Below are 23164 nucleotides of genomic sequence, written 5' to 3'. Positions count from 1 at the left end.
TGCAAAGGTAAAAGAGACGCTACTTACCCCCGCCTGGAGACGTTCTCTGCAAGAGGCGGAATGGGGAAGAACGCCGATTCAGCTTTCGGTAACCGCGCGAGTCATTGATGACGAAGTGCGCAACGCCGAGATTGTAGGAATTGGCGGCGATGATGAGCTCTAAATAAAAAGGCGCCCGAGGGCGCCTTTTTATTTAAGCCAGACGCGATCTACATATATCTCCATAGTAGGACGCCATCTCAATTCCGGTAGCACGTAGGCCTTCCAACTTGGCTGCAACTAGCGTAGTGCCTGAGCCCGCGAAGGGATCAAGGATATGACCACCTGCTTCGCAGATCCGCACCAGCTGCCGCATCAACTCGGTAGGTTTGCCAGTTAGATGGTGCTTTTCGGCCTTGCGTACCGACTCGCGGATGACACCAGGCAGCACAGGCGCACGACGATCCAGCGGCATGTTGCCCTTGCTGCCCCACACGATTTATTCGGCCTGGTTGCGGAAGCGGCCCAGTTGCGGCCGCACGCCTTCGGTCTTGTCCCAGACGGTGATGCCGCGCCAGGTGAAGCCGGCGATCTGCAGCGCGTCGGTGGTCAACGGCAGCTGCCGCCAGTCGGTGAACAGCAGCACCGGCGCGCCATCCTTGAGCACGCGCGCGCACTCGGACAACCACAAATGCATCCATTTCAGGTGCGAGCGTTGGTCGCGCTCGTCACCAACGAAGTCGGCATGTACGCCATCCCGGCAGTACTTGGTCGACGGCGGCCGTGCCCGGGCAGCGGCGGTCAGGCCACCGCTGGCGTACGGCGGATCAGTGATCAGCGCGTCGAACGAATTCGCTTCGAGCGTGGGCAGGATGGTCAGGGCGTCGCCCTGCAACAGCTGGTTTTTCATGGTGAGAGCCTTCTTGGATTCGCTCGCAGCGATCGGAGGTGAGGCTCTCGGCCTTCAGGTGATTGAGCGTGCCGCAGCGCGGGCACTTGATCTGGATTTCATCGAAGGCGCCGGCCTTGCACAGCAGGCGGGCGCATTCGCCACAACGGAGGTTCTTGAGCATTGCGTGGTCGTGCGGTGGGAAAGGATTACGCGGCCGCTGGCGGCGCGTAGGGGGTGAAGGCGATGACGTCATCGCCGACCCAGTCGTTGATCTTCAACATGCGCGCCTGCAGCGGTTCCAGCTCGTTGGCGGCCCACACGGCAGCGGCCTCACGGATCGAGCCGAAGCCACCCGCGTTCTGCGGCACGATGCCCATGAGCTGCGGCGGGATCCGCAGCGCGGCCAGCATGTCGTCGCGGGTGATGCCCTTGATGCCGCTGAACTCGTCCTTGGCCGCCACTTCGCTGACCGGGATGAGCTTCAGCCCGTCCTTGTTGCCGCCGGGCGAGTACAGGAACAGGTTGCGGAAATTGCCCGGTCCCTTGGCGCCCTTCATGGCATTGCGCAGCGCGTCGACGTCTTCCTGGCTCTGCTGTGGGTCGGTCAGGTACAAGATAAAACCGGCGTGCGAGCCGTTGTTGTAGTACTTGCGACGGAACAGCGTGGCCGACTCATTGAGCAGCGCGGACTGCATGGCCGGCATCCACTCGGGCAGGCCGTAGAGTTCCTGATCGACATCGGCTTCGCGCAGCTGGAACACGCTGCCCGCCTCGAACACGTGCTCGTCGTGCCAGGTGCGGACCTGGAAGTACTCGCCCTCGGTAACGCCGCGCCGCATGTACTTGGACAGCGGTGCGGTCAGCAACAGCGCACCGCCCAGGCGGTTGCGGCGGCGCTCAAGGTAGCCGTTGCCCAGCGTGATCCAGTCCAGCGACAGCTGCTCGAAGGCCTCACGCGTCAGCAGCCGGTGCGGCTTGAAGGTGCGCGCCAGCATGTTGCGCTTGAAGATCAGCCCGGACTGCAGGAACGGATTGCTGCGCGTGGTCTTGGACAGCCCATCCAGCGCCACCGGCGGCTCGTACCAGCGCCCGTTCTGCCAGCACTCCAGATAGTCCAGCACCCCGCGCCCATCGAGTACCGGCGTCGGGTCGCCAAAGGTGAAGGCCTCGGTGCGCGCGGGCACGGCAGGCGCTGCAGGCGCAGTGGCGGGCAGCTGATCGGTCAACATCAAGAGATCTCCATGAAACCGGAGTTGCGCGCGGTGCGCCCTTCCAGCGGTTCGTTCTGCAGCGCGTGGAACAGTGCCCACGCCAGGTCCGCGTGGCCGGTCTCTTCCGAGCGGCCGGCGGTGAAGGTGGACTGCCGGCCGCTGGCCGTCATGGTCTTGCGGATGGCCATCAACGACTGCGCCACATCGGTCCAGCCGGCGTCGAACTCCAGCCGCCCGTTGTGGATGACGTCGAACGCCTTGAGTACCAAGCGCGTCTTGACCTCGGGCGAGTAGCTGAAGGTGACCAGATTCGGGAAGAACTGCTTCACCAGCTGCGCCACGCCGCTGCCCATGCCGGTGGTGTCGATGCCGATGTAGGTCACCCAGTAGCGGCGCGTGATGCGCTCGATTTCGGCCGCCTGCTTGGCAAAGTCCATGCCCCGGAACTGGATGCGCTCCAACAGCCGGAACTTGCCGCCAGGCTGCTGCGGTGGCGCCAGCACGACCAGGCCGGCGGTGTCGCCGGTCTCGGCCGGGTCATAGCCGATCCACACCGCGCGATCGCCGTAGGGACGCGCGGCGAACGGCTTGTAGTCCTGGCCCCACTCCACCCAGCTGTCGACCATGCACGGCTGCAGCATCGCCAACGGGAAGATGCTGGCGCCGTCGTCGACGAAGTCGCACATCAGCAGGTTGGCGAAGGCATCCGGGCTGTATTCCTCGCGCAGCTCGTCGATGTCGAACAGGTCGCAGCCACGGCGTTGCGCGTCGAGGATGTTGACGATCTGCCGCCACGCGCGGTCCTGGCAGCGGCGACCACCGGCCAGCGCGTCATGCGAGACATCGATCTGGATCCGCTGCGCGGCCGGCTTGCCCTTGTTGCGGCGCTCGCCGGTCCAGAACGTGTAGGCCTCGTGGGCCATGCTCGATGGCGTGCTGAAGTAGGTCTTGCGCCACTTCTTGTGCATCGCCATGCCGCTGGCGACCTTGTTCAATTCGTTGAACCCGTAGGTCCAGAAGAACTCGTCGAAGTAGAAATTGCCGTGGTAGCCCTGCGCAGTGCGCGCATTGGTGCCCAGGAAGAACAGCTCGGCGCCGTTGGGGAACACGATGCTGTCGCCGCCGGATAGCGTTTCGTCGATCGTCTCGCGCACGAACTGCTGCATGTAGCCACGGAACAGGTGTGCCTGCGCCTTGGAGGCACTGAGGAAGATCTGATTGCGCCCAGTGGTAAGCGCATCGATCAGCGCCTCGCGTGCGAAGTAGAACGTGGCACCGATCTGACGCGACTTGAGGATGATGCGGGTGCGCTCATTGCTGGCCCGATACCAATCGCGCTGATAGTCGAAGCAGCCGTCGACGAACGCTGTGGTCAGCTGCTCGATCTGTTCCTCGGTGAAGTCGTTGCGCTTGGGCTTCTTCTTCGGCGCGGCATTGCGATTTGCAACCGACGGATTCAGATCGGCCTCGTTGCCGCCACCCTGGTAACGCTGGATACGCGCTTGGCGCTCCAGCTGCCGATGCAGTAGATCGATTTCCTTGAAGTCGCCGCCGGACTTTTCCGGCTTCATGATCAGCACGACCAGGCGTGCTTCGAGTGCACCACCGATACGCTCGACGTTGTCTGCGCGATCCCACTCGTCACGCGACTTCCAGCTGTGTACAGTCTTCTCGTTCTCGCCGATGGCCTGCGCAATTTCGGTCACGCGCCATCCCATCCAGTACAGGAATTTCGCCTGTCTGCGGGTGTCCATCGGGAGCTGGGTGGCAACGCTTTGCATGCCACCAGAGTGAAGCGCTCCTTCTAGTCTCGACAGCGCATCGACACGTAATTGCGGTGTTTACACCGCGCTTGCGTTGCTGCGCTGTGCGTCGCGTTTGACCATGCATCCATCGCATCGCAAACGCATCCAGCGCAGAGGACACCCATGTCGGGCAAGACCAAGAAGTTCCGTTCCAACTGGTTCCGCGTGGCCGTCGAAGGCGCCACCACCGATGGCCGCACGATTCAGCGCAGCTGGATCGACGACATGGCCGCCACCTACAACCGCGAGACCTACAACGCCCGCATCTGGATCGAGCACATGCGCAGCCTGCTGCCGGACTCGCCGTTCCGTGCGTATGGCGATGTCACTGCGGTCAAGGCGGAAGAGGTGGAGATCGATGGCACCAAGCGTCTGGCGCTCTTCGCACAGATCGAGCCGACCGCCGACTTGATCACCATCAACAAGTCCAAGCAGAAGCTCTACACCAGCATCGAAGTGCAGGAGAAGTTCGCCAACACCGGCAAGGCGTATCTGGTCGGCCTGGCCGTGACCGATTCGCCCGCCAGCCTGGGCACTTCCATGCTCAGCTTCGCCAGCCAGAACCCGGACGCCAACCCGCTGGCCGATCGCAAGCAGTCACCGGGCAACCTGTTCACCGCCGCCGAGGAGACCGCGCTGGAGTTCAGCGAGGTCAGCGAAGGCCCGGTTGCCAACCTGCTCAGCCGGATCCGCACCGCGCTCAAGAGCGAGGACGCCACCAGCATCACCGCCGAGCAGTTCGCCGACCTGGGCCAGGGCGTCGAAGAGATCGCCGAGCATGTGCGCGGCCAGGACGAACGCTTCAACCGCCTGCAGGCCGAACACGCCGAGCAGAAGAGCAAACACGAGCAGCTGGCAAACGACCTGGCGCAGCTGCGCGAGTCGCTGTCGCAACAGCCCGACCCCGCACAGCCCGCACGCCCGGTAGTCACCGGCAGCGGCGCGGCCGTGCTGACCGACTGCTGATCCCACACCCCACACACGCCGCAGCGCCACACCTTCGGAGCCACCATGCAAAACGCCACCCGCCTGCAGTTCAACCAATTCGCCGAGCAGATTGCCAAGCTCAACGGCATCACCTCCGCCTTCCACTCGTTCGCCGTCGATCCGACGGTGCAGCAGAAGCTGGAAACGCGCATGCAGGAATCGAGCGAGTTCCTGTCCAAGGTCAACATCATCCCGGTGGACGAATTGTCCGGGCAGAAGGTCGGCATCGGCGTCACCGGCAGCATCGCCAGCCGCACCGACACCGGCGCCGGCAAGACCCGCACCCCGCGCAATGTCGCCGCGCTCGACAAAAACGAGTACGTCGCTAAGAAGACCGACTTCGACACCGCCATCCCGTATGCGCTACTCGATACCTGGGCCAAGTTCCCCGACTTCCAGGCACGTTTGCGCGATGCCATCGTCAAGCGCCAGGCGCTGGACCGTCTGCAGATCGGCTTTAACGGCACGCATGCCGCTGCCGACACCGACCGCGCCGCGTTCCCGCTGCTGGAAGATGTCAACATCGGCTGGCTGCAGCAGTACCGCACCAACGCTGCGCAGCGCGTGCTGGCGAGCGGCAAGGCCGCGGGCAAGGTGGTCATCGGCGGCGCTGCTGGCGCCGACTACGGCAACCTCGATGCACTGGTGTTCGATGTGGTGAGCAACCTGCTCGACCCATGGCACCGCAAAGACCCGAGCCTGGTGGTGGTGCTGGGCCGCGACCTGATGCACGACAAGTACTTCCCGATGGTCAACAAGGAGCAGCCGGCCAGCGAGAAGATCGCCACCGACCTGATTCTGAGCCAGCGCCGCGTCGGTGGCCTGCAGGTGGCCGAGGTGCCGTACCTGCCCGACGGCGCGTTGATGGTCACCTCGCTGGCGAACCTGTCGATCTACTACCAGACCCGCGGCCGTCGTCGTTACATCCAGGAAGTGCCCGCCCGCGACCGCATCGAGAACTACGAGTCCTCCAACGATGCCTACGTGGTCGAAGACTATGGCCTGGGCTGCGTGGTCGAGCACATCGAGATCGAGGCCTAAGCCATGGCCGACAGTCCCGCCAAGCGTCACCACAGCCGCGTGCTCGCCGAGTTGGAAGCGGCCCAGCGCGCCCCGCACCAGCTGATGGCTGGTGCAACGGCGTACGAGCAGCACATGGCGCAGCTGCAAAGCGATCGCCTGCGCTTGAAGCAGATCCAGTCCACCCAAGGCAAGGCGGCGCTCAAGGCGCAGCTGCTGCCGACTTACGTGCCGTATTTGGCCGGCGTGCTGGCCGGCGGCCAAGGCGCGCAGGACGAGGTCGTCATGACGTGCATGGTGTGGCGCATCGATGCCGGCGACTATGCCGGCGCGCTGGAGCTGGGCGCTTATGTGCTCAAGCACGGCTTGCAGATGCCCGACCGCTTCTCTCGCACGGTGGGCTGCGTGCTGGCCGAGGAAGTCGCCGAGGCGGCGTTATCAGCGCAGAAGACCGGCCAGCCGTTCGATGCGGCCGTGCTGGCCGACACCGCCACGCTGACCGCCGAGCAGGACATGCCCGACGAGGTGCGCGCCAAGCTGCACCTGGCGCTGGCACGCGCATCGCTGGCTGGCATCACCGACGAGACGCCTGCCGACCAGGCACAGCCGATCGCTGCCGCCGTTGTCGCCGACCTACAGCGCGCCATCGCACTGCACGGCAGCTGCGGCGGCAAGAAGGATCTGGAGCGCGCCGAGCGCCTCCTGAAGAAGTTCAGTGCTGAGCCTGCGGGCACCAGCGCATAACCGAGCGTCCCCGCAACCCTCGCCGGCTCGGGGCCGATCCACAGCAGTCAATCGCTGCGGTGACGCCCCGACCACCGGCGATCTCTTCCGAGCCATCCATGAGCGGATTCACTGCCACCGGCACCACCAGCGCCGCGCCTGATGCGATCGCCAATGCGCCGTTCTGGCCAGAGATCGCACCGGCCAAGCTGCGCGCCAGCATGCGCCTGGATGGCACCGTGACCGATGCGCGTCTACGCCACGCCATCGTCGCCGCCATGTTGGCGGTCAACGATGCCCTGCAGACCTGGGCGCTGACGCAACAGGTGGCCGGCTACGCGGCATTGAGCGATGTGCCCAGCACTACCGTCGATGGCGTCTCGCGGCGCGTGCAGCTGTACCTGCGCGCGGTGGCGTGTGCCACCGCCGTCGAGGTGGCAGAGCGCTACCGCAGCTTCGACGCCACCGACAGCGCGAACCAGCGCGCCGATGACCTGTCACCCAGCATCACCGAGCTACGCCGCGACCAGCGCTGGGCCGTGCGCGATCTGCAGGACAAACCACGCAGCACGGTGGAGCTCATCTGATGCGCGTGTACGCCATGCAAGGCGACACCGTCGACCTGCTGTGCTGGCGCCACCTGGGCAGCACGGCCGGCCTGGTCGAGCGCACCTACCTTCTCAATCCCGGCCTGGCCGAACTGGGCGCCGTGCTCCCGCATGGCACGCCAGTGGAGTTGCCCGAGGTAACCACCACCACAGCGGCAATGACGCCGCTTGTGCAGCTATGGGACTGATCTGATGACCGAACCCACCTCCGTATCGAGCGGCTTTGTGATCGCCACCGGTGTGGGCCTTGCCTCCGTGCTGCCTGGCATCGACGGCGACGCGCTGATCGGCGCCTTCGCGGGCGGCGCGCTGTTCGTGGTGTCTGTCGCCAAGCAGCCGCTGTTGGCACGGTTTATCTACTTCCCGGTGAGCGTGATCGCCGGCTACCAGCTGGCGCCGGAAATCCTGCGCTGGTTGCCGATCAAGTCCAGCGGCGTGGCGGCCTTCGCCAGCGCGGCGTGTGCCATCACCGTCACGCTGGGCCTGATCGAAAAGAGCAAGTCCTTCGACTTTTCCTTCCTACGTCGTGGAGGTCCGCCCAGTGCATAGCCTGGTCACCGTCCTGACGTTGATGGCCTCGCTCGCCATCTGCGTCCGCCTGCTTACCTACCACCGCCCGGTCGACGCGCGCCATCGACGCGGCGCGGGCTGGTGCGCGTGGCTGCTGATCGCCAGCACCGGCGGCCAGGCGCTGCACATCCTACTGGCCGGCGCCGGCTCACAAGTCAGTCTCTGGCACCTGGGCACGTTGATCGTGCTGGCGGTGCTCACCTACCGCGCCCAGGGCAATGTGGCGCGCATCCTCAAGGTCGATTGATGTTCACCGATACCCAGCTCGCCTCGATCATGCAGTGCTCGGCCCAACGCGCTCAGCTCTGGCACGGCCCACTGGTTGCCGCCGCCAACCGCTTCGGCATCACCACCAAGCGCCGCGCCGCGCATTGGCTCGGCCAAGTCGGCCACGAAAGCTTGAGTCTGTCCCGCATGGAAGAAGGCCTGACCTACACCACCAGCGCCAGGCTGCTGGAAGTTTTCGGCGCACGCATCACGCCGGCGCAAGCGCCCAAGTTCCTGCGCAATCCGGTCGGCCTGGCCAACTTTGTCTACGCCAATCGCCTGGGCAACGGTAACGAAGCCAGCGGCGATGGCTATCGCCACCGGGGCCGTGGCCCGATGCAGCACACCTTCCGTGGCAACTACCGCCGCATGGGTGAGTTGATTGGCCTGCCCGTGGAAGACCAGCCAGATCTGCTGCTGCAGATCGAACCGAGCGCCCTGGCTGCGGCCGCGTACTGGCACGACAACGGCCTCAATGCGCTGGCCGATACGGGCGATGTGCTTGGCCTGGGCCGCAAGATCAACCTGGGCAACGTGCGTGCCAAGCGCTTGCCGGAGGGCCACAACGATCGCGTCACGCGCACGCAGCGCGCCCTGCAGATCCTGGGCGTCAGCTGATGGTCACGCGCGTCATCATCCTGCTCGCGCTGATCGCCGCACTCGTCGGCGGTTGCGTGTGGCAAGAGCATCGCGTCGGCGCCGCCCAGCAAGACCGCGACGCCGCGCTGCAGGCCAAGCGCCAGGCCGAGGCGGAACGCGACAGCGCCAAAGGCTCCACCACCGTCGTCACGCAGTACGTCGACCGCGTGCAGATCGTGCGCGAAGCCGGCGCCACCATCACCCGCGAGATCCCGATCTATGTCACCCAGAAAGCCGATGCTGCTTGCGCTATCCCTGCTGGCTTTGTGCGGCTGCACGACGCCGCCGCCTCGGGCAACCCTGCCGGGCCGCCCACCGGAGATCCTGATGCGCCGGCCGCCGGCATTACGCTCTCTGGCATTGCCGGTACCGTCGCCGACAACTACACCAGCTGTCACGCCACCGCCACGCAACTGAGCGCGCTGCAGGACTGGATCGAGCTGCACGCACCGGTACCGACGCCATGATCAAGCCAGCGAGCCTGCGTGCGCATCTGGTCGCGGCATTGCCGGATCTGGCACGCGACGCCGATCGGCTGCTGGTGTTCATCGACGCGGGCAGCCTGGTCAGCACGTTCCAGCCAGGGCTGTCGTTCGAGTACCAGTACACGCTCAACCTGATCTTGACCGACTACGCCGGCCACCCAGACAACGTGATGCTGCCGCTGCTGGAGTGGGTGCAGGTCAATCAGTCCGAGCTGCTGTCCAATCCTGCGCGCCGTGGCGACATCGCCTTCGAGGCCGACATCCTCGCCAACGACGCCGTGGACCTGTCGATCAAATTGCCGCTCACCGAGCGCGTCGTGGTCACAGCGAAGGACGACGGCGGCTACCACATGGACCATGCACCCGAGCCGGTGATCGATCCCACATGGATGAGATGACCGCGCTGGAGAACTGGGCTGCGCCGTTGCTGGGGCGTCTGCAGGAGGGCGAGCGGCGCACGCTGGCGCGCAGGATCGGAACGGAACTGAGGCGCTCGCAGAGCCAGCGCATCGGCAAGCAACAGGCGCCGGATGGCACACCGTACGCACCGCGCAAGCAACAACTGCGGCAGAAGTCTGGGCGGGTAAAGCGCGCGAAGATGTTTGCCAAGCTGCGGAAGGCCAAATACTTCAAGGTCAGCGCAAGCCCTAGCCAGGTGAGCATGGGATTTGTGGGGCGCGTGTCGCGCATCGCGCGCGTGCATCAAGAGGGGTTACTCGATCGGGTTCGAACGAACGGACCGCGAGCGCGGTATGGAAAGCGGGTGCTACTGGGCTTTACCGAATCGGATCGCAGTCTCGTTCGAGACATTCTAACCAGCCACCTCCTGTAGATGAGTTCGGTAACTTGTTAGTCGTGTGAGTTTTTTTCGGTCGAGGTGCACGTTAGTGAAACCTTGTGATACGCTCAAGATGGACTCGCGGACAGATTTTTTGCCATCGCTTCATGGCATGTGAAAAAAATGTCTCGAGATATGCCCTCGGATGTCCCTCTGTCGTACGTACGTGGTGCATGGTTGCGCCAGGGAGTGTCCGCGAGTCCTCTAATTAATCAAGGAAGACTATGGCTAAAATTTTTAGTACTCCGGCGCTTGATTCCCTAAAGGCTGCGAGTTCATTACATGACCTTGCGCCACTGCTTGGACTAAAGCCCGCAGTGTTAGCCATGCAGCTTTACAAGAAAGATAAAAGGACCGGATGGTACACATCTTTCGAAATTAAGAAAAAGTACGGCGGAGTGCGCAGCATTAATGCGCCTGAAAAACATCTTAAACTGATCCAATCTCGTCTTTCCAAAATACTCCAAGACTGTCTATTGGAGATTGCCCTAATAAAAAACCATAAAGAAAGCCCTGATAGACAAGGGATAGCCCACGGATTTAAGCGCTATCACTCAATCATGACTAATGGGCGGCCCCACATAAATCGTCGCTTTGTATTCAATACCGACTTACAAGATTTTTTTGGCGCAATCAACTTTGGTCGCGTTCGCGCTTTTTTTGAAAAGAATAAAAACTTCTCTTTAGATCCAAAAGTGTCAGAAATACTCGCGCACATAATTTGCCACAAGGGTAGTATTCCGCAAGGAAGTCCTTGCTCACCTGTGGTTTCTAATCTTATTGCGCACTCCATGGATACGCTTTTAGCTAAAGCAGCAAAAAAAAATGGCGTGACATACACGAGATACGCAGACGACCTCACGTTCAGTACGAATAAAAAAGAATTTCCATTAGCTATAGCAAAAAAAATAACCAGCAACGAATGGGTGCCAGGCAAAGAAGTCTCAGTAATTGTTGAAAAAAGCGGATTCTTTTTCAACGAAAAGAAGACAAGAATGCAGTACAAAGATTCTCGACAAGAGGTTACGGGACTCTCTGTCAACAAGAAAGTTAATGTCACTTCAGATTACAGATACACCACGAGAGCAATGGTGAGCAGTCTGTTCAAAACTGGGAAATTCAAATTTTGCTTCAAAGCAAAAAATCTTGCTGGTGAGAAAGAAGTAGTTCAGGAGTTCGAAGGACGCCCCGCACAGCTTTTAGGGCGCCTCACTCATATTGATTATGTTGATCAGTTCAACGAATCACTTCGGAAAAAGAATGGCTTGCCGCCCGCACTGCCAGAGGGAAGGCTAAAGCTTTTTCGTAATTTCCTTTATTATTACCATTTTTACATGCCGGAGCAGCCAGTAATATTGTGCGAAGGAAAAACAGACAATATTTACATTAAATGCGCCCTAAAGGCTCATGCAAACGCATTTCCATCAATGGTAAAGCCGGGTTCACCTCCCGAACTAAAAGTTAGGCTTTTTAAGTATTCCGAACGGCGAACGGGCATTGTCACTGATTTAAGCGGGGGTGTTGGCGGGATATGCAAATTACTTAAAAATTTTCATGCAAACCTTAGCATGTGGGAATCCGCCCCTCAGCCCACTCATCCCGTAATAGTTGTAATAGACAACGATAGCGGGGCAGATAACATTTATCAGGCAATTGCAGGCATCACAAAAAAACCTAAACCCAAGGGTTATGCCAAATTCATACACGTCACTCAAAATATTTATGTAGTCCCCACCCCGCCAGTTAAGGGGAAGAAGAACACTGATATTGAATGCTTATTTTCCGATGCAACACTCAAAGAAGAGTTAAATGGAAAAAAGTTCAACAAATCAAAAGAAATTGAAGACTCATCGGAGTACGGGAAAACGGCGTTTGCCATAAATGTGGTGGCAAAAAAAGCCCATGAAATTAATTTTGCCGGCTTTACACCGCTTTTGCAAAGAATCAAAGAGGCGATGGATCACTACTATAAGAGCATCAAATAGTTTCCCAATAACACCCTTGCGGATTTGAACAAAGGATTGCCGAGGCAATCCTAAAGCTGAAAATCTCTAATTAATTTGCAGCTGTGATCTGTAAACCAAGGATCTACGCGGAAAAATTGTTTCCTAGCCTGCGAGTAGATAAGACGCTATCGGGATCCCCTACTTACCAACAGCAATGGCCTCTTTTACCGCCGTCGATCTCTCCAGGCTCCAGTCTCCTGACTTAATTGAGCCGCTGGACTTTGAGGCGATTTTCGCTGATGCGCTTGCTCAGTTTCGGCGGTTGCTGCCGGAGTTCTCCGCACTCACCGAGGCGGATCCGGTCTACAAGATCCTGCAGCTGTTCGCGGCTCGCGAGCTGCTGATCCGCCAGCGCGCCAACGACAAGGCGCAGCAAACCATGCTGGCCTTTGCCACCGGCACCAACCTCGATCACCTGGGCGCGCTATTCGGCGTCGCGCGCCTGGTGCTCGACACGGGCCAACCCGAGACCGGCATTGCGCCGACCTACGAGTCGGACGTGGACTTCCGGCGCCGGATCCAGCTGGCGCCGGAGGGCTTTAGTGTTGCCGGCCCCGAGGGCGCCTACATCTATCACGCGCTCAGCGCAGCGGCCGATGTCATGGATGCCAGCGCCACCAGCCCCGCGCCTGGGCAAGTGCTGGTCACGGTCCAATCGCGCATCGGCGATGGCACTGCTCCTCAGGCCCTTCTAGACGAAGTCGCGGCAATCCTCACCAACGATGATGTGCGTCCGCTGACAGACAATGTCACGGTCCAGAGCGCTCTGATCGTCCCGTATGCCATTCGTGGGCGCGTCTACACCTACGCTGGCCCGGACTCGGCGGTGGTCATGCGCGAGGCGCTACGCAGCTTGCAGGCGTATCTGAACGAAGCTCACCGCATCGGCCGTGACGTGCCCGAGTCAGCGATCAAGGCCAAGCTGTTCGCCGATGGCGTGCAGCGTGTTGAGCTGGACTCGCCTGCAGCTGACATCCGAATCAGCCGCACGCAGGCCGCCTACTGCACCGCGATCAACATCGTGCATGCCGGCGTTGATGAGTAGTTCCCCGCTGCCACCTAATGCCACACCGATGGAGCGCGCCCTGGCCGCCGTCACCGAGCGCCTGGAGGCGATTCCGCTCCCGTACCCGGATCTGTGGAATCCGGACACATGCCCATCCGGACATCTGCCATGGCTAGCCTGGACGCTATCGGTGGATGACTGGAAGGCCGACTGGAGCGATGCGGTCAAGCGCTCGCGCCTGCGTAGCGCCATGGCGATCCAGCGTCGCAAGGGCACCGCCAACAGCGTCCGGATGGTGGTCGAGTCGTTCGGTGGCGCGGTGGCCATCCGTGAGTGGTGGCAGCAGGAGCCACGCGGCGCCCCGCATACCTTCGAACTGGCACTGACGTTCACCGGCGCCGATGGACAGAGCGCCAGCGCCCGCTTCGTCGAAGAAGTCATCGCCGAGGTCGAGCGCACCAAGCCCGTGCGCTCGCATTTCACCTTCACCCAAGGGTTCCAGGCCGAGGCACGACTCGACGTCGTCGCGCGCGGCAGGGCCACGTTGTTCCTGCGCTTGCAGGGCGAGGCAAGTTAGAGAGCACCCATGCCCGGACTTAAACTCAAGATCACTACCGCCGGCCGCCAGGCTCTGGTCAATGCCAAGCAGACCGGCACCCAGGCGGTCACCATCGCCGCAGTCGGACTGACCAGCGCCGCGTTTGTGGCCAATGCCGCACTGACCTCGCTGCCGTCCGAGATCAAGCGCCTGACCACCATCGGTGGCTCGGTCACGGCCAAGGACACGATCCACGTGTCGGTGCGCGACGAATCCAATGCCGTCTATAGCTGCTACGGTTTCGGTCTGTATCTGGCCGATGGCACGCTGTTCGCCGCCTATGGTCAGCCGGCATTGCTGGTGGAAAAGTCTGGCGCGGTGTCCGTGCTGCTGGCGATCGACGTTGTACTGGCCGACGTGGACACCGCACAGATCACCTTCGGTGACACCAACTTCACCAATCCAGCGGCCACAGTGGACGTACCGGGCGTGGTGCGCCTGTCCACCGACGCACAGGCCATCGCGGGCCTCGATAAAGAGCGGGCGGTGTCGCCGTCCAACTTGCTGGCGGCACTAGACCAGCGCCTGGGCGAGATGGGGCCGACCGAGTTCATCAAGGAGCTCCTCTCGCGTACTACTGCGGCCGCTGCACGCAGTGTGCTGGGTATTCGCTCAGCCGCACTGAGCGACGCCGGGCATGGTAATGGGCTGGATGCAGACAGCTTGGACGGTCGACAAGGCGACTGGTATCGCGACTTCCGCAACATGCTCAACGTGCCGCAGTCTTTCATGCTGCCGGGGCAGATCGTGGTCATGGCTTCGCGGTATCCGCCTGCTGGCCTGCTGCTCTGCGATGGCGCAGCGGTCTCGCGAGCGAAGTACGCCGCGCTGTTCGCCGCCATCGGCACCGTCTACGGCGCAGGCGATGGCAGCACTACGTTCAACTTGCCGTTGATGCGCGAAGGAACCACCGTTACCCACACCAATTCCGCACAGTTCGTCGGCATCCACAGCACCGGGCAGGTGTTGAGCCACACACACGGCGCCAGTGCTGCTGCGGTTGGCGATCACGCCCACTACATCGCGCTCTATGGCGCCGGCAACCATTCCCACGGCGCAAGTGCGAGTGCATCCGGTGACCACGCCCACGGCGCTTGGACTGACACCCAGGGCCACCACGGTCACAGCGGCAGCACCAGCGCTTCCGGCGACCACCAACATCCTGGCGTGATTCCATCGAGCGTGATCAATGGCTATGGCATCTATCGGGAACGCGACAACGATGCCTCGCCCTCGGACGGCTGGACCGGTGCCGGCGGCAACCACGCCCATAGCTTTGGCACCGATGGCGCAGGCAACCATGCCCATAACATCGGCATGAACGGCGCCGGCAATCACAGCCACAGCATTGGCATCGGCGAAGGAGGCAATCACGCCCATGACGTTGACCATCGCGGTGCCGGTGCTCACAACCACGCCATCACCGTCAACGCAGCCGGCGGCACGGACAACCTGCCGGCCGGCTTGCGCATGAGCTACTGCATTGCTTACTGAGGACCGACCATGACCAACACCCTCCCGCGCACCAACACCGCCTTCGCCTTTGATCCCACCACCGGTGAATACATCGGCCCGGTGACGGTCTACCTTTCCGAACTGGAGGGCCGCTATCCGCTTCCACCCAACACGGTTGCCAACGCACCAACGCCGCCTGCCGGGCTGTATCAACGGCACCGCTTGTCGCCGCTCTCCGGGACGTGGGAGCTGGTGCCCGACTATCGCGGCGTCATGCTCTATAGCACCGCGACCGCTGCGCCGATTGCCAATACGCTTGCCTTGGGCGATGCACTCCCGCAGGGTTGCACCACCTCGCAGCCGATCACCTTCCTGCCCAGCGATTACCGCCGCAACGTATGGGACGCACTGCGTGCAAGCTGGCGCGCAGATCCGGACTACAGCGCCGCGTTGGTATGGGAGAAGGCCACCGGCGCAATTGCACCGCGCCTGACTGCCGGCACCGCGTTACCGGGCCAGCTGACCACCGTGGCGCCACCAGTGTCGACCGATGGCACGCTGGTGTGGGATGAGGGTGCACAGACGTGGTCGGTGCAGCCCAACGTGTCTGACACGGCCACTGTGTAGCCTGATGCTTTACGCACCAATTGCAGTGCGCAAGATCTTGCAGCCATCGACCATGGCTGCATAGGCAACGCATCCGCAGCACTGAGTAACGCCATTCGCCTCGGTACTGTGGCAGAGGTGAATCTTGCCACTGCGCGATGCCGCGTACAGGTTGGCGAGATGCTGACCGACTATCTGCCTTGGGTGGTCACCCTGGCCGGCACCACCATCATCTGGTCGGCGCCGGCGATCGGCGAACAGGTCGTGGTGCTGTCGCCGGCCGGCGACCTGGCCGATGGCCTGGTGCTGCGCGGCCTGTACTCCGACCAATTCGCCGCGCCTGCCGCATCCGACACGCTGCACGTGCTGCGCTTTGCCGATGGCGCGCAGATCCACTACGACACCGACGCGCATGCGCTGCAGGCGACATTGCCCAGCGGCGGCGCCACCATCACCGCCGATGGCGGCATCACGCTCAATGGCCCGCTGACAGTCAACGGCGCCACACAGATCAACGGCGATACCGGCATCACCGGCACGGCGACCGTAGACACCGACGTGTTGGGCGGCGGGATCAGCCTCAAGAACCACAAGACGACCGGCGTCACCGCCGGCAGCGCGCTCAGCGGTGGGCCGCAGTGATCGGCGTCGATGCCACCACCGGGCGTGTGATCGGGGGCGAGCAACACCTGGCCCAGTCGATCGCCTGCATCCTCACCACGCCCATCGGCACACGCGAGCAGCGCCGCGACTTCGGCTCGCTGCTGCCCGAGCTGATCGACCAGCCGTTCAACGGCGCCACCCGCACGTTGCTCTACGGCGCTACCGCTACTGCATTGATGCGCTGGGAGCCGCGCCTGCGCCTCACCCGCGTCGGCTTGGTCGTCGGCGACACGCCCGGCAGCTTCGTGCTGACCATCGAAGGGCAGCGCACCGATGTTGCCCCAGCCAATGCGCGCACGCGCCTGACCATTCCGCTCCGCTTCCGCTCGTCCTGATCGAGGAACCTATGTCCACTACCTACCACCACGGCGTCCGCGTCATCGAAGTCAGCGCGGGCACGCGCACCATCCGTACCGTCTCCACCGCGGTCGTCGGCCTGGTCGCCACGGCCGCCGATGCGGATGAGAAAATTTTCCCGTTGAACAAGCCGACGCTGATCACCGACGTGCTCGGTGCGATCGCCAGCGCCGGCACCCAGGGCACCTTGCGTACCGCGCTGCAGGGCGTCGCCGATCAAACCAATCCGGTGACCATCGTCGTGCGCGTGGCAGAGGACGAAGACGCGGCGAAGACCTCGTCCAACGTCATCGGCAAGGCCGAGTCCAGCGGCTACACCGGCTTATATGCCTTGCTTGCCGCACAGGCACAGTTGGGTGTGCGCCCGCGCATCCTGGGCGCGCCTGGTCTGGACACGCTGGCGACCATCGCCAAGAAGCTGCGCGCCATGGCTTATGTGCGCCCAGTGGCCGAGACCGTCGCCGAGGCAGTGACGTATCGCGGTCAGTTCAGCGACCGCGAGTTGATGCTGATCTGGCCCGACTTCCTGGCCTTCGACACCGCCACCAGCACAACGACCGCAGCGTATGCCACTGCACGTGCGCTCGGCCTGCGCGCCAAGATCGACACCGAACAGGGCTGGCATAAGAGCCTGTCCAACGTGCCAGTGGCCGGCGTCACCGGCATCTCCAAGGATGTGCACTGGGACCTACAAGATCCGGCCACCGATGCCGGTGTGCTCAACGAAGGCGACATCACCACGCTGGTGACCTTCAACGGGCAGCGCTTCTGGGGATCGCGCACGTGCGCCGAGGACAGCATGTTCGCGTTCGCGTTCGAGACCGCGACGCGCACCGCACAGATCCTGGCCGACACTATCGCCGAGGGCGTGGCGTTCTACGTCGACAAGCCGATGCACCCCTCGCTGGTCAAAGACCTGCTGGAAACGATCAACGCCAAGTTCCGCGACCTCAAATCGTCCGGCTATCTGATCGATGCCAACGCCTGGTACGACGGCACGGTCAATAGCGCCACCACGCTCGCCGATGGCGCGTTGCGCATCGACTACGACTACACACCGGTGCCGCCGCTGGAGAACCTGCAGCTGTATCAGAAGATCACCACCAGCTACTTAGCCGACTTTGCCGAACGCGTCAACGCGTAACGCACCTGACTTAGATTCCCGGAGAACCCCATGGCGTTGCCCAAGAAACTCAAGGCGCTCAACCTGTTCAACGACGGTGAGAGCTATCTCGGCCAGGTGGCCGAGGTGAAGCTGCCCACGCTGTCTCGCAAGATGGAGGAATATCGCGGCGGTGGCATGAATGGCCCGGTCGATATCGACTTCGGCCAGGAGAAGATCGAGCTCGAATGGAAGTGCGGCGGCATGATGCGCGGCGTGCTGAACCAATACGGCGCCACCACCCACAACGCGGTGCAGCTGCGCTTTGCCGGCGCCTACCAGCGCGACGACAGCGGCGAGGTGGATGCGGTGGAAGTGGTCGTGCGCGGCCGCCACAAAGAGATTGATCCCGGTACCGCCAAGTCGGGGGATGACACCGAGTTTTCGGTCAAGACCTCGGCCAGCTACTACAAGCTGACCATCAACGGCGCCACCGTGATCGAGATCGATCTGGTGAACATGACCGAGATCGTCAACGGCGTGGATCTGCTCGCCGCCCAACGCCGCGCCATCGGCGCCTGATCCTTCCGGCCTGGCGCCGCCGGGCCTCAGCCCTGAGACCTTCCGATGACACCCAGCTTTTCCCCATCCATTCCCCTTGACCAGCCGATCGTGCGCGGCGAGCAAACCATCACCGACCTCAAGGTGCGCAAGCCTGGCGCCGGTGAGTTGCGTGGGCTCAAGCTCACCGACGTGCTGCAGCTGGATGTCACCGCGCTGGCAACACTGCTGCCGCGCATTTCCTCGCCACGCTGACCACCGCCGACGTCAATGCGATGGATCCGGCCGACCTGCTGGCGGTCGGCCAGGAGGTCGCGCTTTTTTTCTTGCCGAAGGCACAGAGGGAAGTGGCTTCCCCAACTATGTAGAGGATGCGATGGCCGACATCGCGGCCATCTTCCATTGGCCGCCGTCTGAAATGGACGGCTGGTCGCTGCACGAACTCACGGCGTGGCGCGAGCGTGCCCGTCTGCGAAGCGGAGCCGAATGATGCTGCACCACCTGACCCACGAGGCCGCCTAAATGGCGGCCTCCGACAATCTGCGCCTGCAGGTCATCCTGGCCGCTGTCGATCGCGCCACCGGCCCGTTCCGCCGTGTGCTCAATGGGAGCCGTGGCGTTGCCACCGCACTGCGCAACCAGCGCGATGCGCTGCGACAACTCAACAGCCAACACCGCGATATCGGCGCCTACCGCGAGCAGGTGGCCATGGCGCAGCGGGCCAAGGCAGCGCTCGACGCACAGCGGCAGTCGGTGCGCACGCTCGCCCAGCAGATCAAGGCGACCGGCACGCCTACCGCTGCCATGAATGCCGAGTTCGAGCGCGCCGTGCGCACCGCGCGCGAACTCAAGACCGCACACGGCGCGCAGGAGGCCGGCCTGCAGCGACTGCGTGTTCGCCTTGAAACGGCCGGAATCAGCACCCGCGAGCTGGTCACGCACGAGCGCCGCCTGCGCAGCGAGATCGACAGCACCGACGCCGCCATGCGTGCCCAGCAGCAGCGCCTGACGGCGATCGACGCTGCCCAGCGTCGCAGCGCCCGGATCCAGAGCGCCGGCCTGCAGGCGAGCGCCTACGGCGCCGGCATGGCCTTCGCCGGCCAGCGCGCACTGGGCGCCTCGTTGCTGCCGATCAGCGATGCGATGGAATTCGAGTCGGCCATGGCCGACGTGCGCAAGGTCGTGAACTTCAAGACGCCGCAGCAATTTTTGCAGATGGGCCGCGATGTCGAGAACCTCTCGATGCGGTTGCCGATGCTCCCCGCCGAGATTGCGAAGATCGTGGCCGCCGCCGGTCAGGCCGCGATCCCGCGCCAGGAGCTGGTCCGCTTCGCCGAGGACGCGGCCAAGATGGGCGTGGCCTTCGACAGCAGCGCCGAGGAAGCCGGCCAGACCATGGCCACCTGGCGCACCGCGTTCCGCATGGGTCAGGACGAGGTCGTCGTGCTGGCCGACAAGATCAACTACCTCGGCAACACCGGTCCTGCCAGCGTCAACAAGATCAGCGCGGTGGTGAACCGCATTGGTGCCCTGGGCGAGGTCGCCGGCCTGCAGAGCGGGCCGTTGGCCGCGCTGGGTGCCACCGTCGCCGGCATGGGCATCGAGTCGGAAGTCTCGGCCACCGGCATCAAGAACATGCTGCTCACACTTGCCTCGGGCGAGTCGGCCACCAAGAGCCAGCGCGAGGCCTTCGACAAACTTGGCATCAAAGCCACGACCATGGCCCAGGTCATGCAGAAGGATGCAGGCGGGGCGATCATGTCCGTGCTGCAGAAGCTGCGTGCACTGCCCAAGGCCGAGCAGGCCGCGACCATGACGCAGCTGTTCGGCCGCGAGTCGATCGGTGCAATCGCACCGCTGCTGACCAATCTGGAACTGCTGCAGGGCAATTTCGCCAAGGTGGCCGATGCGCAGCGCTACGGCGGCTCGATGTCGGCCGAGTACGCCTCGCGGGTGGCCACCTCGGCCAACTCACTGCAGCTGCTGAAGAACACCGCCGTGGTGGTGTCGCAATCGATCGGTCAAGCACTGCTGCCGCAGTTCAAGGAACTGACCGAACGCACTGCTGCGGTGGTCGGCCAGGTCACGACGTGGATCCGCGCCAATCCGGTGCTGGTGGGTGCGATCGCCAAAACGGCGATCGCCGGCGCCGCGCTGGTCACGATCCTGGGCGGTTTGCTGGTGGCCGGCGGCGTGGCCGCGATGGCGTTCTCGCAGATCCATGGCGCCGTCGCGCTGCTGTCGGGCGGCGGTGGCTTTGGCGCACTGCTGCGGCAGGGGCTGACGTTCGGTGGCCGCGTGCTTCCGATGCTCGCCAATGGCGCGCGCCTGCTGCTGCCGCTGTTGGGCGGCGTCAGCCTGCCGGTGCTGGCAATCGGCGCGGCCGTCGCTGCGGTGGCGCTGCTGGTGTGGAAGTACTGGGGGCCGATCAAGGCATTCGCCATCGGTGTGTGGCAGGGCATCGTCGAGGTGGCCGCGCCGGTGCTGGCCGAGCTGCAGGCCGCGCTCGCGCCGCTCGGCCCGGTATGGGACACGGTGGCCGCCGCAATGGGCCAGGCCTGGGCGTGGATCAAGCAGCTGCTGACGCCGTTCGAGGCCACCACCGCGCAGCTGCACGGTGCAACGCAGGCCGGTCGTGGTTTCGGGCAGATCCTGGGCGCGGTGCTGGTCACCCAGCTGCAGCTGGCCGTCAAGGCGATCGGCTGGCTGGTGCAGGCCTTCGTGTCCGTGCTGCCGGTGATCAAGCAGATCCTCGGCGGCGTCTGGCAGACCGTCCAGGGCACCTGGTCGCTGATCGTGGGTGTGTTCACCGGCAACGGCGATCGCATCCGCCAGGGGCTACTGCAGCTATGGGCCGGCATCAACCTGCAGCTGGCCAACTGGCAGGCCCGGATGCTGCAGGCCGGCGCCGACATGATCACCGGCCTTGTCCAGGGCATCCGCTCCAAGCTCGGCGCGGCCGGCGATGCGATCGCCAGCGTGGGCACCGGCGTGGTCGATCGGTTCAAGGGCCTGCTGGGGATCCACAGCCCGTCGCGCGTGTTTGCCCAGCTGGGCGACTTCACCATGCAAGGCCTGACCGTGGGCCTGCAGCGCGGCCAGGGCGCGCCTATGCAGGCCGTCATGGCGCTCGGCAACCGGATGCGTGCGGTGGGAGCTGGCCTGGCCTTGGCGACGGCCACAGCCCCAGTGCCGGCGATCGATAACCGCGCGCCATTGTCGCCTCCTACGCGCGTCGCCAGTGCGCCGGCAGCCGGGAACAGCTACGTCATCCACGTCCATGCCGCACCGGGCATGGATGCCAATGCACTGGCGCGCGAAGTCGCTCGCCAGATCGAAGAGCGCGACCGACGCGCAGCAGCGACACGCCGCTCCAGCCTGCGCGATGACTGAGGATTTACCCGAATGATGATGTCCTACGGTACGTTTGTGTTTGCCCTCGACAGCGCCGCGTTCCTGCAGCTGCAACGGCAAATGAGCTGGCGTCATGCCACCAGTGAGCGCGTTGGCGCGCGACCGGCCAGCCAGTTCCTGGGTCCGGGCGATGACACCGTCGAACTGTCAGGCCTGATCGCGCCCGAACTTACCGGCACGCGGGCTTCGCTGGACACGCTGCGCGAGCTGGCTGCAGATGGCGAGCCGTTGCCGCTGGTGGATGGTGCCGGCGTGGTCTACGGGCCGTACGTGCTCCTGTCAGTCAACGAGACCGCATCGCTGTTTTTTGAAGACGGAACCCCGCGCCGGATCGAATTCCAGCTCAGCTTGCGCCGCGCCGACGACATCGCGCAGGAGGCAACCGCATGAGCTATCCGATTCCGCAGTGGCGCGTGATGCTCGATGGTGCCGACCTCACTGATCGTATCGCACCACGTCTGCTAGATCTCACCTTGACCGAATGCCGTGGCGGCGAAGCCGATCAGCTGGATCTACGCATCCATGACCACGACGGCAAGATGGCGCTGCCCAAGCGCGGTGTGCGCCTGGTCGTGGCATTGGGATGGAAAGCCCTTGGTCTAGTCGAGAAAGGCACTTTCATCGTGGACGAGGTGGAGTACAGCGGTGCGCCGGACATCATCACAGTACGTGCGCGCAGTGCGGACCTGACCGCTAGCGTGCGCACGCGGCGCGAGCGTAGCTGGCACAACACCACACTGGGCGCAGTGCTCAGCACGCTGGCCGGCGAACATGGCCTGACGCCGCGCGTGGCCGAGGCATTAGCGCGGACCAAGCTGCAGCACCTCGACCAGGCCAACGAGAGCGACATGAACTTGCTCACGCGTCTGGGACAACGGTTCGATGCGGTCGCGACGCTCAAAGCCGGGGCGCTTCTGTTTGTACCGATCGGCGCCAGCACCACGGCGACCGGCAAACCGCTGCCGACTGCCATCCTGACGCGGCGCGATGGCGACCAACACCGCTACTCAGTCGCCGACCGGGATGCTTACACCGGTGTGTGCGCCTACTGGGTGGACAAAGGCAAGGCGCGGCGGCAGTCGGTGCTGGTGGGCAAGGACGACAACGTCAAGCGCCTGCGCGAGTCGTATGCCGATGAGGCAACGGCACGCCAGCATGCGCACGCGGAGCTGGAGCGGGTGAAACGCGGCGTGGCGAAGTTCGACTACACGTTGGCGATCGGGCGGGCGGATCTGTTTCCAGAGCAAATTGTCACGGTGAGGAGCTTCAAGCCGGAGATTGATACGCAGCGTTGGATTATTTCTAGACTTGTACATGGTGTTGAAGAGAGCGGCTTCAGAAGCTCTGTTCAACTGGAAAGCGTGCTCGACTA

At 63.3% G+C, this 23164-nt stretch carries 27 protein-coding genes and 2 pseudogenes; 25 read left to right on the top strand and 4 right to left on the bottom strand.

Annotated elements, in window-relative coordinates; genetic code table 11:
- Nucleotides 1-193 precede the first annotated feature (193 nt).
- From XBLMG947_RS19535 to XBLMG947_RS19520, 4 genes and pseudogenes are all read right to left on the bottom strand, one after another.
- Nucleotides 194-889: pseudogene (locus XBLMG947_RS19535) on the bottom strand (DNA-methyltransferase).
- Complete coding sequence (locus XBLMG947_RS22070; protein ID WP_083993281.1) at nucleotides 807-1052, bottom strand: Com family DNA-binding transcriptional regulator; 246 nt, start codon at nucleotides 1050-1052, stop codon at nucleotides 807-809. Before XBLMG947_RS22070 ends, XBLMG947_RS19535 begins: the two are co-directional and overlap by 83 nt.
- 25 nt (nucleotides 1053-1077) lie before the next feature.
- Nucleotides 1078-2100, bottom strand: a complete 1023-nt coding sequence (locus tag XBLMG947_RS19525; protein WP_065470223.1) for a phage portal protein — start codon at nucleotides 2098-2100, stop codon at nucleotides 1078-1080.
- The gene (locus XBLMG947_RS19520) at nucleotides 2100-3863 is read right to left on the bottom strand and encodes a terminase ATPase subunit family protein (RefSeq protein ID WP_065470222.1); all 1764 of its coding nucleotides are present in this window, start codon (nucleotides 3861-3863) and stop codon (nucleotides 2100-2102) included. The genes XBLMG947_RS19525 and XBLMG947_RS19520 overlap by 1 nt, the downstream gene beginning before the upstream one ends.
- 147 nt (nucleotides 3864-4010) lie before the next feature.
- Here XBLMG947_RS19520 and XBLMG947_RS19515 point away from each other — a divergent pair, with 147 nt between their 5' ends.
- The 25 genes and pseudogenes from XBLMG947_RS19515 to XBLMG947_RS19405 form a co-directional block, all read left to right on the top strand.
- Nucleotides 4011-4853: a GPO family capsid scaffolding protein gene (locus XBLMG947_RS19515; RefSeq protein WP_065470221.1), complete on the top strand. Its 843-nt coding sequence runs from the start codon at nucleotides 4011-4013 to the stop codon at nucleotides 4851-4853.
- A gap of 45 nt (nucleotides 4854-4898) precedes the next feature.
- Nucleotides 4899-5915, top strand: coding sequence for a phage major capsid protein, P2 family (locus XBLMG947_RS19510; RefSeq protein ID WP_065470220.1), 1017 nt, complete (start codon nucleotides 4899-4901; stop codon nucleotides 5913-5915).
- Between the two features lie 3 nt (nucleotides 5916-5918).
- Nucleotides 5919-6638 carry a phage terminase small subunit gene (gpM, locus tag XBLMG947_RS19505; protein ID WP_065470219.1) on the top strand — a complete coding sequence of 240 codons (720 nt, stop codon included), beginning with the start codon at nucleotides 5919-5921 and terminating at the stop codon, nucleotides 6636-6638.
- 98 nt (nucleotides 6639-6736) lie between these two features.
- A complete protein-coding gene (locus XBLMG947_RS19500) occupies nucleotides 6737-7204 on the top strand; it encodes a head completion/stabilization protein (protein ID WP_065470218.1) in 468 nt (155 codons plus the stop codon).
- The gene (locus XBLMG947_RS19495) at nucleotides 7204-7413 is read left to right on the top strand and encodes a tail protein X (RefSeq protein ID WP_065470217.1); all 210 of its coding nucleotides are present in this window, start codon (nucleotides 7204-7206) and stop codon (nucleotides 7411-7413) included. The genes XBLMG947_RS19500 and XBLMG947_RS19495 overlap by 1 nt, the downstream gene beginning before the upstream one ends.
- Nucleotides 7414-7417: 4 nt before the next feature.
- On the top strand, nucleotides 7418-7774 hold the full coding sequence (locus tag XBLMG947_RS19490; protein ID WP_065470216.1) for a phage holin family protein: 357 nt from the start codon (nucleotides 7418-7420) through the stop codon (nucleotides 7772-7774).
- Nucleotides 7767-8042 carry a phage holin family protein gene (locus XBLMG947_RS19485; protein ID WP_005922189.1) on the top strand — a complete coding sequence of 92 codons (276 nt, stop codon included), beginning with the start codon at nucleotides 7767-7769 and terminating at the stop codon, nucleotides 8040-8042. Before XBLMG947_RS19490 ends, XBLMG947_RS19485 begins: the two co-directional genes overlap by 8 nt.
- Nucleotides 8042-8680: a glycoside hydrolase family 19 protein gene (locus XBLMG947_RS19480; RefSeq protein WP_065470215.1), complete on the top strand. Its 639-nt coding sequence runs from the start codon at nucleotides 8042-8044 to the stop codon at nucleotides 8678-8680. Before XBLMG947_RS19485 ends, XBLMG947_RS19480 begins: the two co-directional genes overlap by 1 nt.
- Entirely contained in the window at nucleotides 8680-9168 is a 489-nt protein-coding gene (locus XBLMG947_RS19475) for a hypothetical protein (RefSeq protein WP_065470214.1), read from the top strand. The genes XBLMG947_RS19480 and XBLMG947_RS19475 overlap by 1 nt, the downstream gene beginning before the upstream one ends.
- Nucleotides 9165-9584, top strand: a complete 420-nt coding sequence (locus XBLMG947_RS19470; RefSeq protein WP_065470213.1) for a phage tail protein — start codon at nucleotides 9165-9167, stop codon at nucleotides 9582-9584. Before XBLMG947_RS19475 ends, XBLMG947_RS19470 begins: the two co-directional genes overlap by 4 nt.
- Complete coding sequence (locus XBLMG947_RS19465; protein ID WP_065470212.1) at nucleotides 9572-10018, top strand: phage virion morphogenesis protein; 447 nt, start codon at nucleotides 9572-9574, stop codon at nucleotides 10016-10018. Before XBLMG947_RS19470 ends, XBLMG947_RS19465 begins: the two co-directional genes overlap by 13 nt.
- Before the next feature lie 230 nt (nucleotides 10019-10248).
- Nucleotides 10249-12009: a retron Ec67 family RNA-directed DNA polymerase/endonuclease gene (locus tag XBLMG947_RS22065; RefSeq protein ID WP_083993279.1), complete on the top strand. Its 1761-nt coding sequence runs from the start codon at nucleotides 10249-10251 to the stop codon at nucleotides 12007-12009.
- A gap of 175 nt (nucleotides 12010-12184) precedes the next feature.
- On the top strand, nucleotides 12185-13075 hold the full coding sequence (locus XBLMG947_RS19460) for a baseplate assembly protein (protein ID WP_065470211.1): 891 nt from the start codon (nucleotides 12185-12187) through the stop codon (nucleotides 13073-13075).
- Nucleotides 13068-13613: a phage tail protein I gene (locus XBLMG947_RS19455; RefSeq protein ID WP_065470225.1), complete on the top strand. Its 546-nt coding sequence runs from the start codon at nucleotides 13068-13070 to the stop codon at nucleotides 13611-13613. The genes XBLMG947_RS19460 and XBLMG947_RS19455 overlap by 8 nt, the downstream gene beginning before the upstream one ends.
- A gap of 9 nt (nucleotides 13614-13622) precedes the next feature.
- A complete protein-coding gene (locus tag XBLMG947_RS19450; RefSeq protein ID WP_065470210.1) occupies nucleotides 13623-15128 on the top strand; it encodes a phage tail protein in 1506 nt (501 codons plus the stop codon).
- A gap of 9 nt (nucleotides 15129-15137) precedes the next feature.
- Entirely contained in the window at nucleotides 15138-15716 is a 579-nt protein-coding gene (locus tag XBLMG947_RS19445; RefSeq protein ID WP_065470209.1) for a phage tail protein, read from the top strand.
- Between the two features lie 60 nt (nucleotides 15717-15776).
- Entirely contained in the window at nucleotides 15777-16337 is a 561-nt protein-coding gene (locus XBLMG947_RS19440; protein ID WP_065470208.1) for a phage baseplate assembly protein V, read from the top strand.
- Nucleotides 16334-16693 carry a GPW/gp25 family protein gene (locus XBLMG947_RS19435; protein ID WP_065470207.1) on the top strand — a complete coding sequence of 120 codons (360 nt, stop codon included), beginning with the start codon at nucleotides 16334-16336 and terminating at the stop codon, nucleotides 16691-16693. Before XBLMG947_RS19440 ends, XBLMG947_RS19435 begins: the two co-directional genes overlap by 4 nt.
- A gap of 11 nt (nucleotides 16694-16704) precedes the next feature.
- Nucleotides 16705-17859 (top strand): phage tail sheath subtilisin-like domain-containing protein, encoded by a 1155-nt coding sequence (locus tag XBLMG947_RS19430; RefSeq protein WP_065470206.1) that lies wholly within the window; start codon nucleotides 16705-16707, stop codon nucleotides 17857-17859.
- Nucleotides 17860-17889: 30 nt separating this feature from the next.
- A complete protein-coding gene (locus tag XBLMG947_RS19425; protein ID WP_065470205.1) occupies nucleotides 17890-18399 on the top strand; it encodes a phage major tail tube protein in 510 nt (169 codons plus the stop codon).
- Between the two features lie 45 nt (nucleotides 18400-18444).
- Nucleotides 18445-18746: pseudogene (locus XBLMG947_RS19420) on the top strand (phage tail assembly protein).
- Between the two features lie 8 nt (nucleotides 18747-18754).
- A complete protein-coding gene (locus XBLMG947_RS22060) occupies nucleotides 18755-18868 on the top strand; it encodes a GpE family phage tail protein (protein ID WP_005922203.1) in 114 nt (37 codons plus the stop codon).
- A 32-nt stretch (nucleotides 18869-18900) separates the two neighbouring features.
- On the top strand, nucleotides 18901-21771 hold the full coding sequence (locus XBLMG947_RS19415; RefSeq protein WP_065470204.1) for a phage tail tape measure protein: 2871 nt from the start codon (nucleotides 18901-18903) through the stop codon (nucleotides 21769-21771).
- Nucleotides 21772-21783: 12 nt separating this feature from the next.
- Nucleotides 21784-22182: a phage tail protein gene (locus tag XBLMG947_RS19410; protein ID WP_065470203.1), complete on the top strand. Its 399-nt coding sequence runs from the start codon at nucleotides 21784-21786 to the stop codon at nucleotides 22180-22182.
- The coding region (locus XBLMG947_RS19405; protein ID WP_065470202.1) for a phage late control D family protein at nucleotides 22179-23164 on the top strand (986 nt) is incomplete at its 3' end. The genes XBLMG947_RS19410 and XBLMG947_RS19405, both read left to right, overlap by 4 nt.

It is taken from the genome of Xanthomonas bromi (genome assembly GCF_900092025.1).
GTDB lineage: Bacteria > Pseudomonadota > Gammaproteobacteria > Xanthomonadales > Xanthomonadaceae > Xanthomonas > Xanthomonas bromi.
The sequence above is the reverse complement of the archived record's forward strand: the minus strand, read 5'-3'. Positions and strand labels throughout refer to the sequence as shown.

Excerpts from the sequence above, each read along its gene's own strand:
- XBLMG947_RS19515 (WP_065470221.1), top strand. The coding sequence starts at position 4,011 with ATGTCGGGCAAGACCAAGAAGTTCCGTTCCAACTGGTTCCGCGTGGCC.
- XBLMG947_RS19445 (WP_065470209.1), top strand. The coding sequence starts at position 15,138 with ATGACCAACACCCTCCCGCGCACCAACACCGCCTTCGCCTTTGATCCC.
- XBLMG947_RS19410 (WP_065470203.1), top strand. The coding sequence starts at position 21,784 with ATGATGATGTCCTACGGTACGTTTGTGTTTGCCCTCGACAGCGCCGCG.
- XBLMG947_RS19495 (WP_065470217.1), top strand. The coding sequence starts at position 7,204 with ATGCGCGTGTACGCCATGCAAGGCGACACCGTCGACCTGCTGTGCTGG.
- XBLMG947_RS19455 (WP_065470225.1), top strand. The coding sequence starts at position 13,068 with ATGAGTAGTTCCCCGCTGCCACCTAATGCCACACCGATGGAGCGCGCC.
- XBLMG947_RS19470 (WP_065470213.1), top strand. The coding sequence starts at position 9,165 with ATGATCAAGCCAGCGAGCCTGCGTGCGCATCTGGTCGCGGCATTGCCG.
- XBLMG947_RS19480 (WP_065470215.1), top strand. The coding sequence starts at position 8,042 with ATGTTCACCGATACCCAGCTCGCCTCGATCATGCAGTGCTCGGCCCAA.
- XBLMG947_RS19430 (WP_065470206.1), top strand. The coding sequence starts at position 16,705 with ATGTCCACTACCTACCACCACGGCGTCCGCGTCATCGAAGTCAGCGCG.
- XBLMG947_RS19510 (WP_065470220.1), top strand. The coding sequence starts at position 4,899 with ATGCAAAACGCCACCCGCCTGCAGTTCAACCAATTCGCCGAGCAGATT.
- XBLMG947_RS19490 (WP_065470216.1), top strand. The coding sequence starts at position 7,418 with ATGACCGAACCCACCTCCGTATCGAGCGGCTTTGTGATCGCCACCGGT.
- XBLMG947_RS19475 (WP_065470214.1), top strand. The coding sequence starts at position 8,680 with ATGGTCACGCGCGTCATCATCCTGCTCGCGCTGATCGCCGCACTCGTC.
- XBLMG947_RS19450 (WP_065470210.1), top strand. The coding sequence starts at position 13,623 with ATGCCCGGACTTAAACTCAAGATCACTACCGCCGGCCGCCAGGCTCTG.
- gpM (WP_065470219.1), top strand. The coding sequence starts at position 5,919 with ATGGCCGACAGTCCCGCCAAGCGTCACCACAGCCGCGTGCTCGCCGAG.
- XBLMG947_RS19525 (WP_065470223.1), bottom strand. The coding sequence starts at position 2,100 with ATGTTGACCGATCAGCTGCCCGCCACTGCGCCTGCAGCGCCTGCCGTG.
- XBLMG947_RS19500 (WP_065470218.1), top strand. The coding sequence starts at position 6,737 with ATGAGCGGATTCACTGCCACCGGCACCACCAGCGCCGCGCCTGATGCG.
- XBLMG947_RS22065 (WP_083993279.1), top strand. The coding sequence starts at position 10,249 with ATGGCTAAAATTTTTAGTACTCCGGCGCTTGATTCCCTAAAGGCTGCG.
- XBLMG947_RS22070 (WP_083993281.1), bottom strand. The coding sequence starts at position 1,052 with ATGCTCAAGAACCTCCGTTGTGGCGAATGCGCCCGCCTGCTGTGCAAG.
- XBLMG947_RS19425 (WP_065470205.1), top strand. The coding sequence starts at position 17,890 with ATGGCGTTGCCCAAGAAACTCAAGGCGCTCAACCTGTTCAACGACGGT.
- XBLMG947_RS19415 (WP_065470204.1), top strand. The coding sequence starts at position 18,901 with ATGGCGGCCTCCGACAATCTGCGCCTGCAGGTCATCCTGGCCGCTGTC.
- XBLMG947_RS19520 (WP_065470222.1), bottom strand. The coding sequence starts at position 3,863 with ATGCAAAGCGTTGCCACCCAGCTCCCGATGGACACCCGCAGACAGGCG.
- XBLMG947_RS22060 (WP_005922203.1), top strand. The coding sequence starts at position 18,755 with ATGGCCGACATCGCGGCCATCTTCCATTGGCCGCCGTCTGAAATGGAC.
- XBLMG947_RS19460 (WP_065470211.1), top strand. The coding sequence starts at position 12,185 with ATGGCCTCTTTTACCGCCGTCGATCTCTCCAGGCTCCAGTCTCCTGAC.
- XBLMG947_RS19465 (WP_065470212.1), top strand. The coding sequence starts at position 9,572 with ATGGATGAGATGACCGCGCTGGAGAACTGGGCTGCGCCGTTGCTGGGG.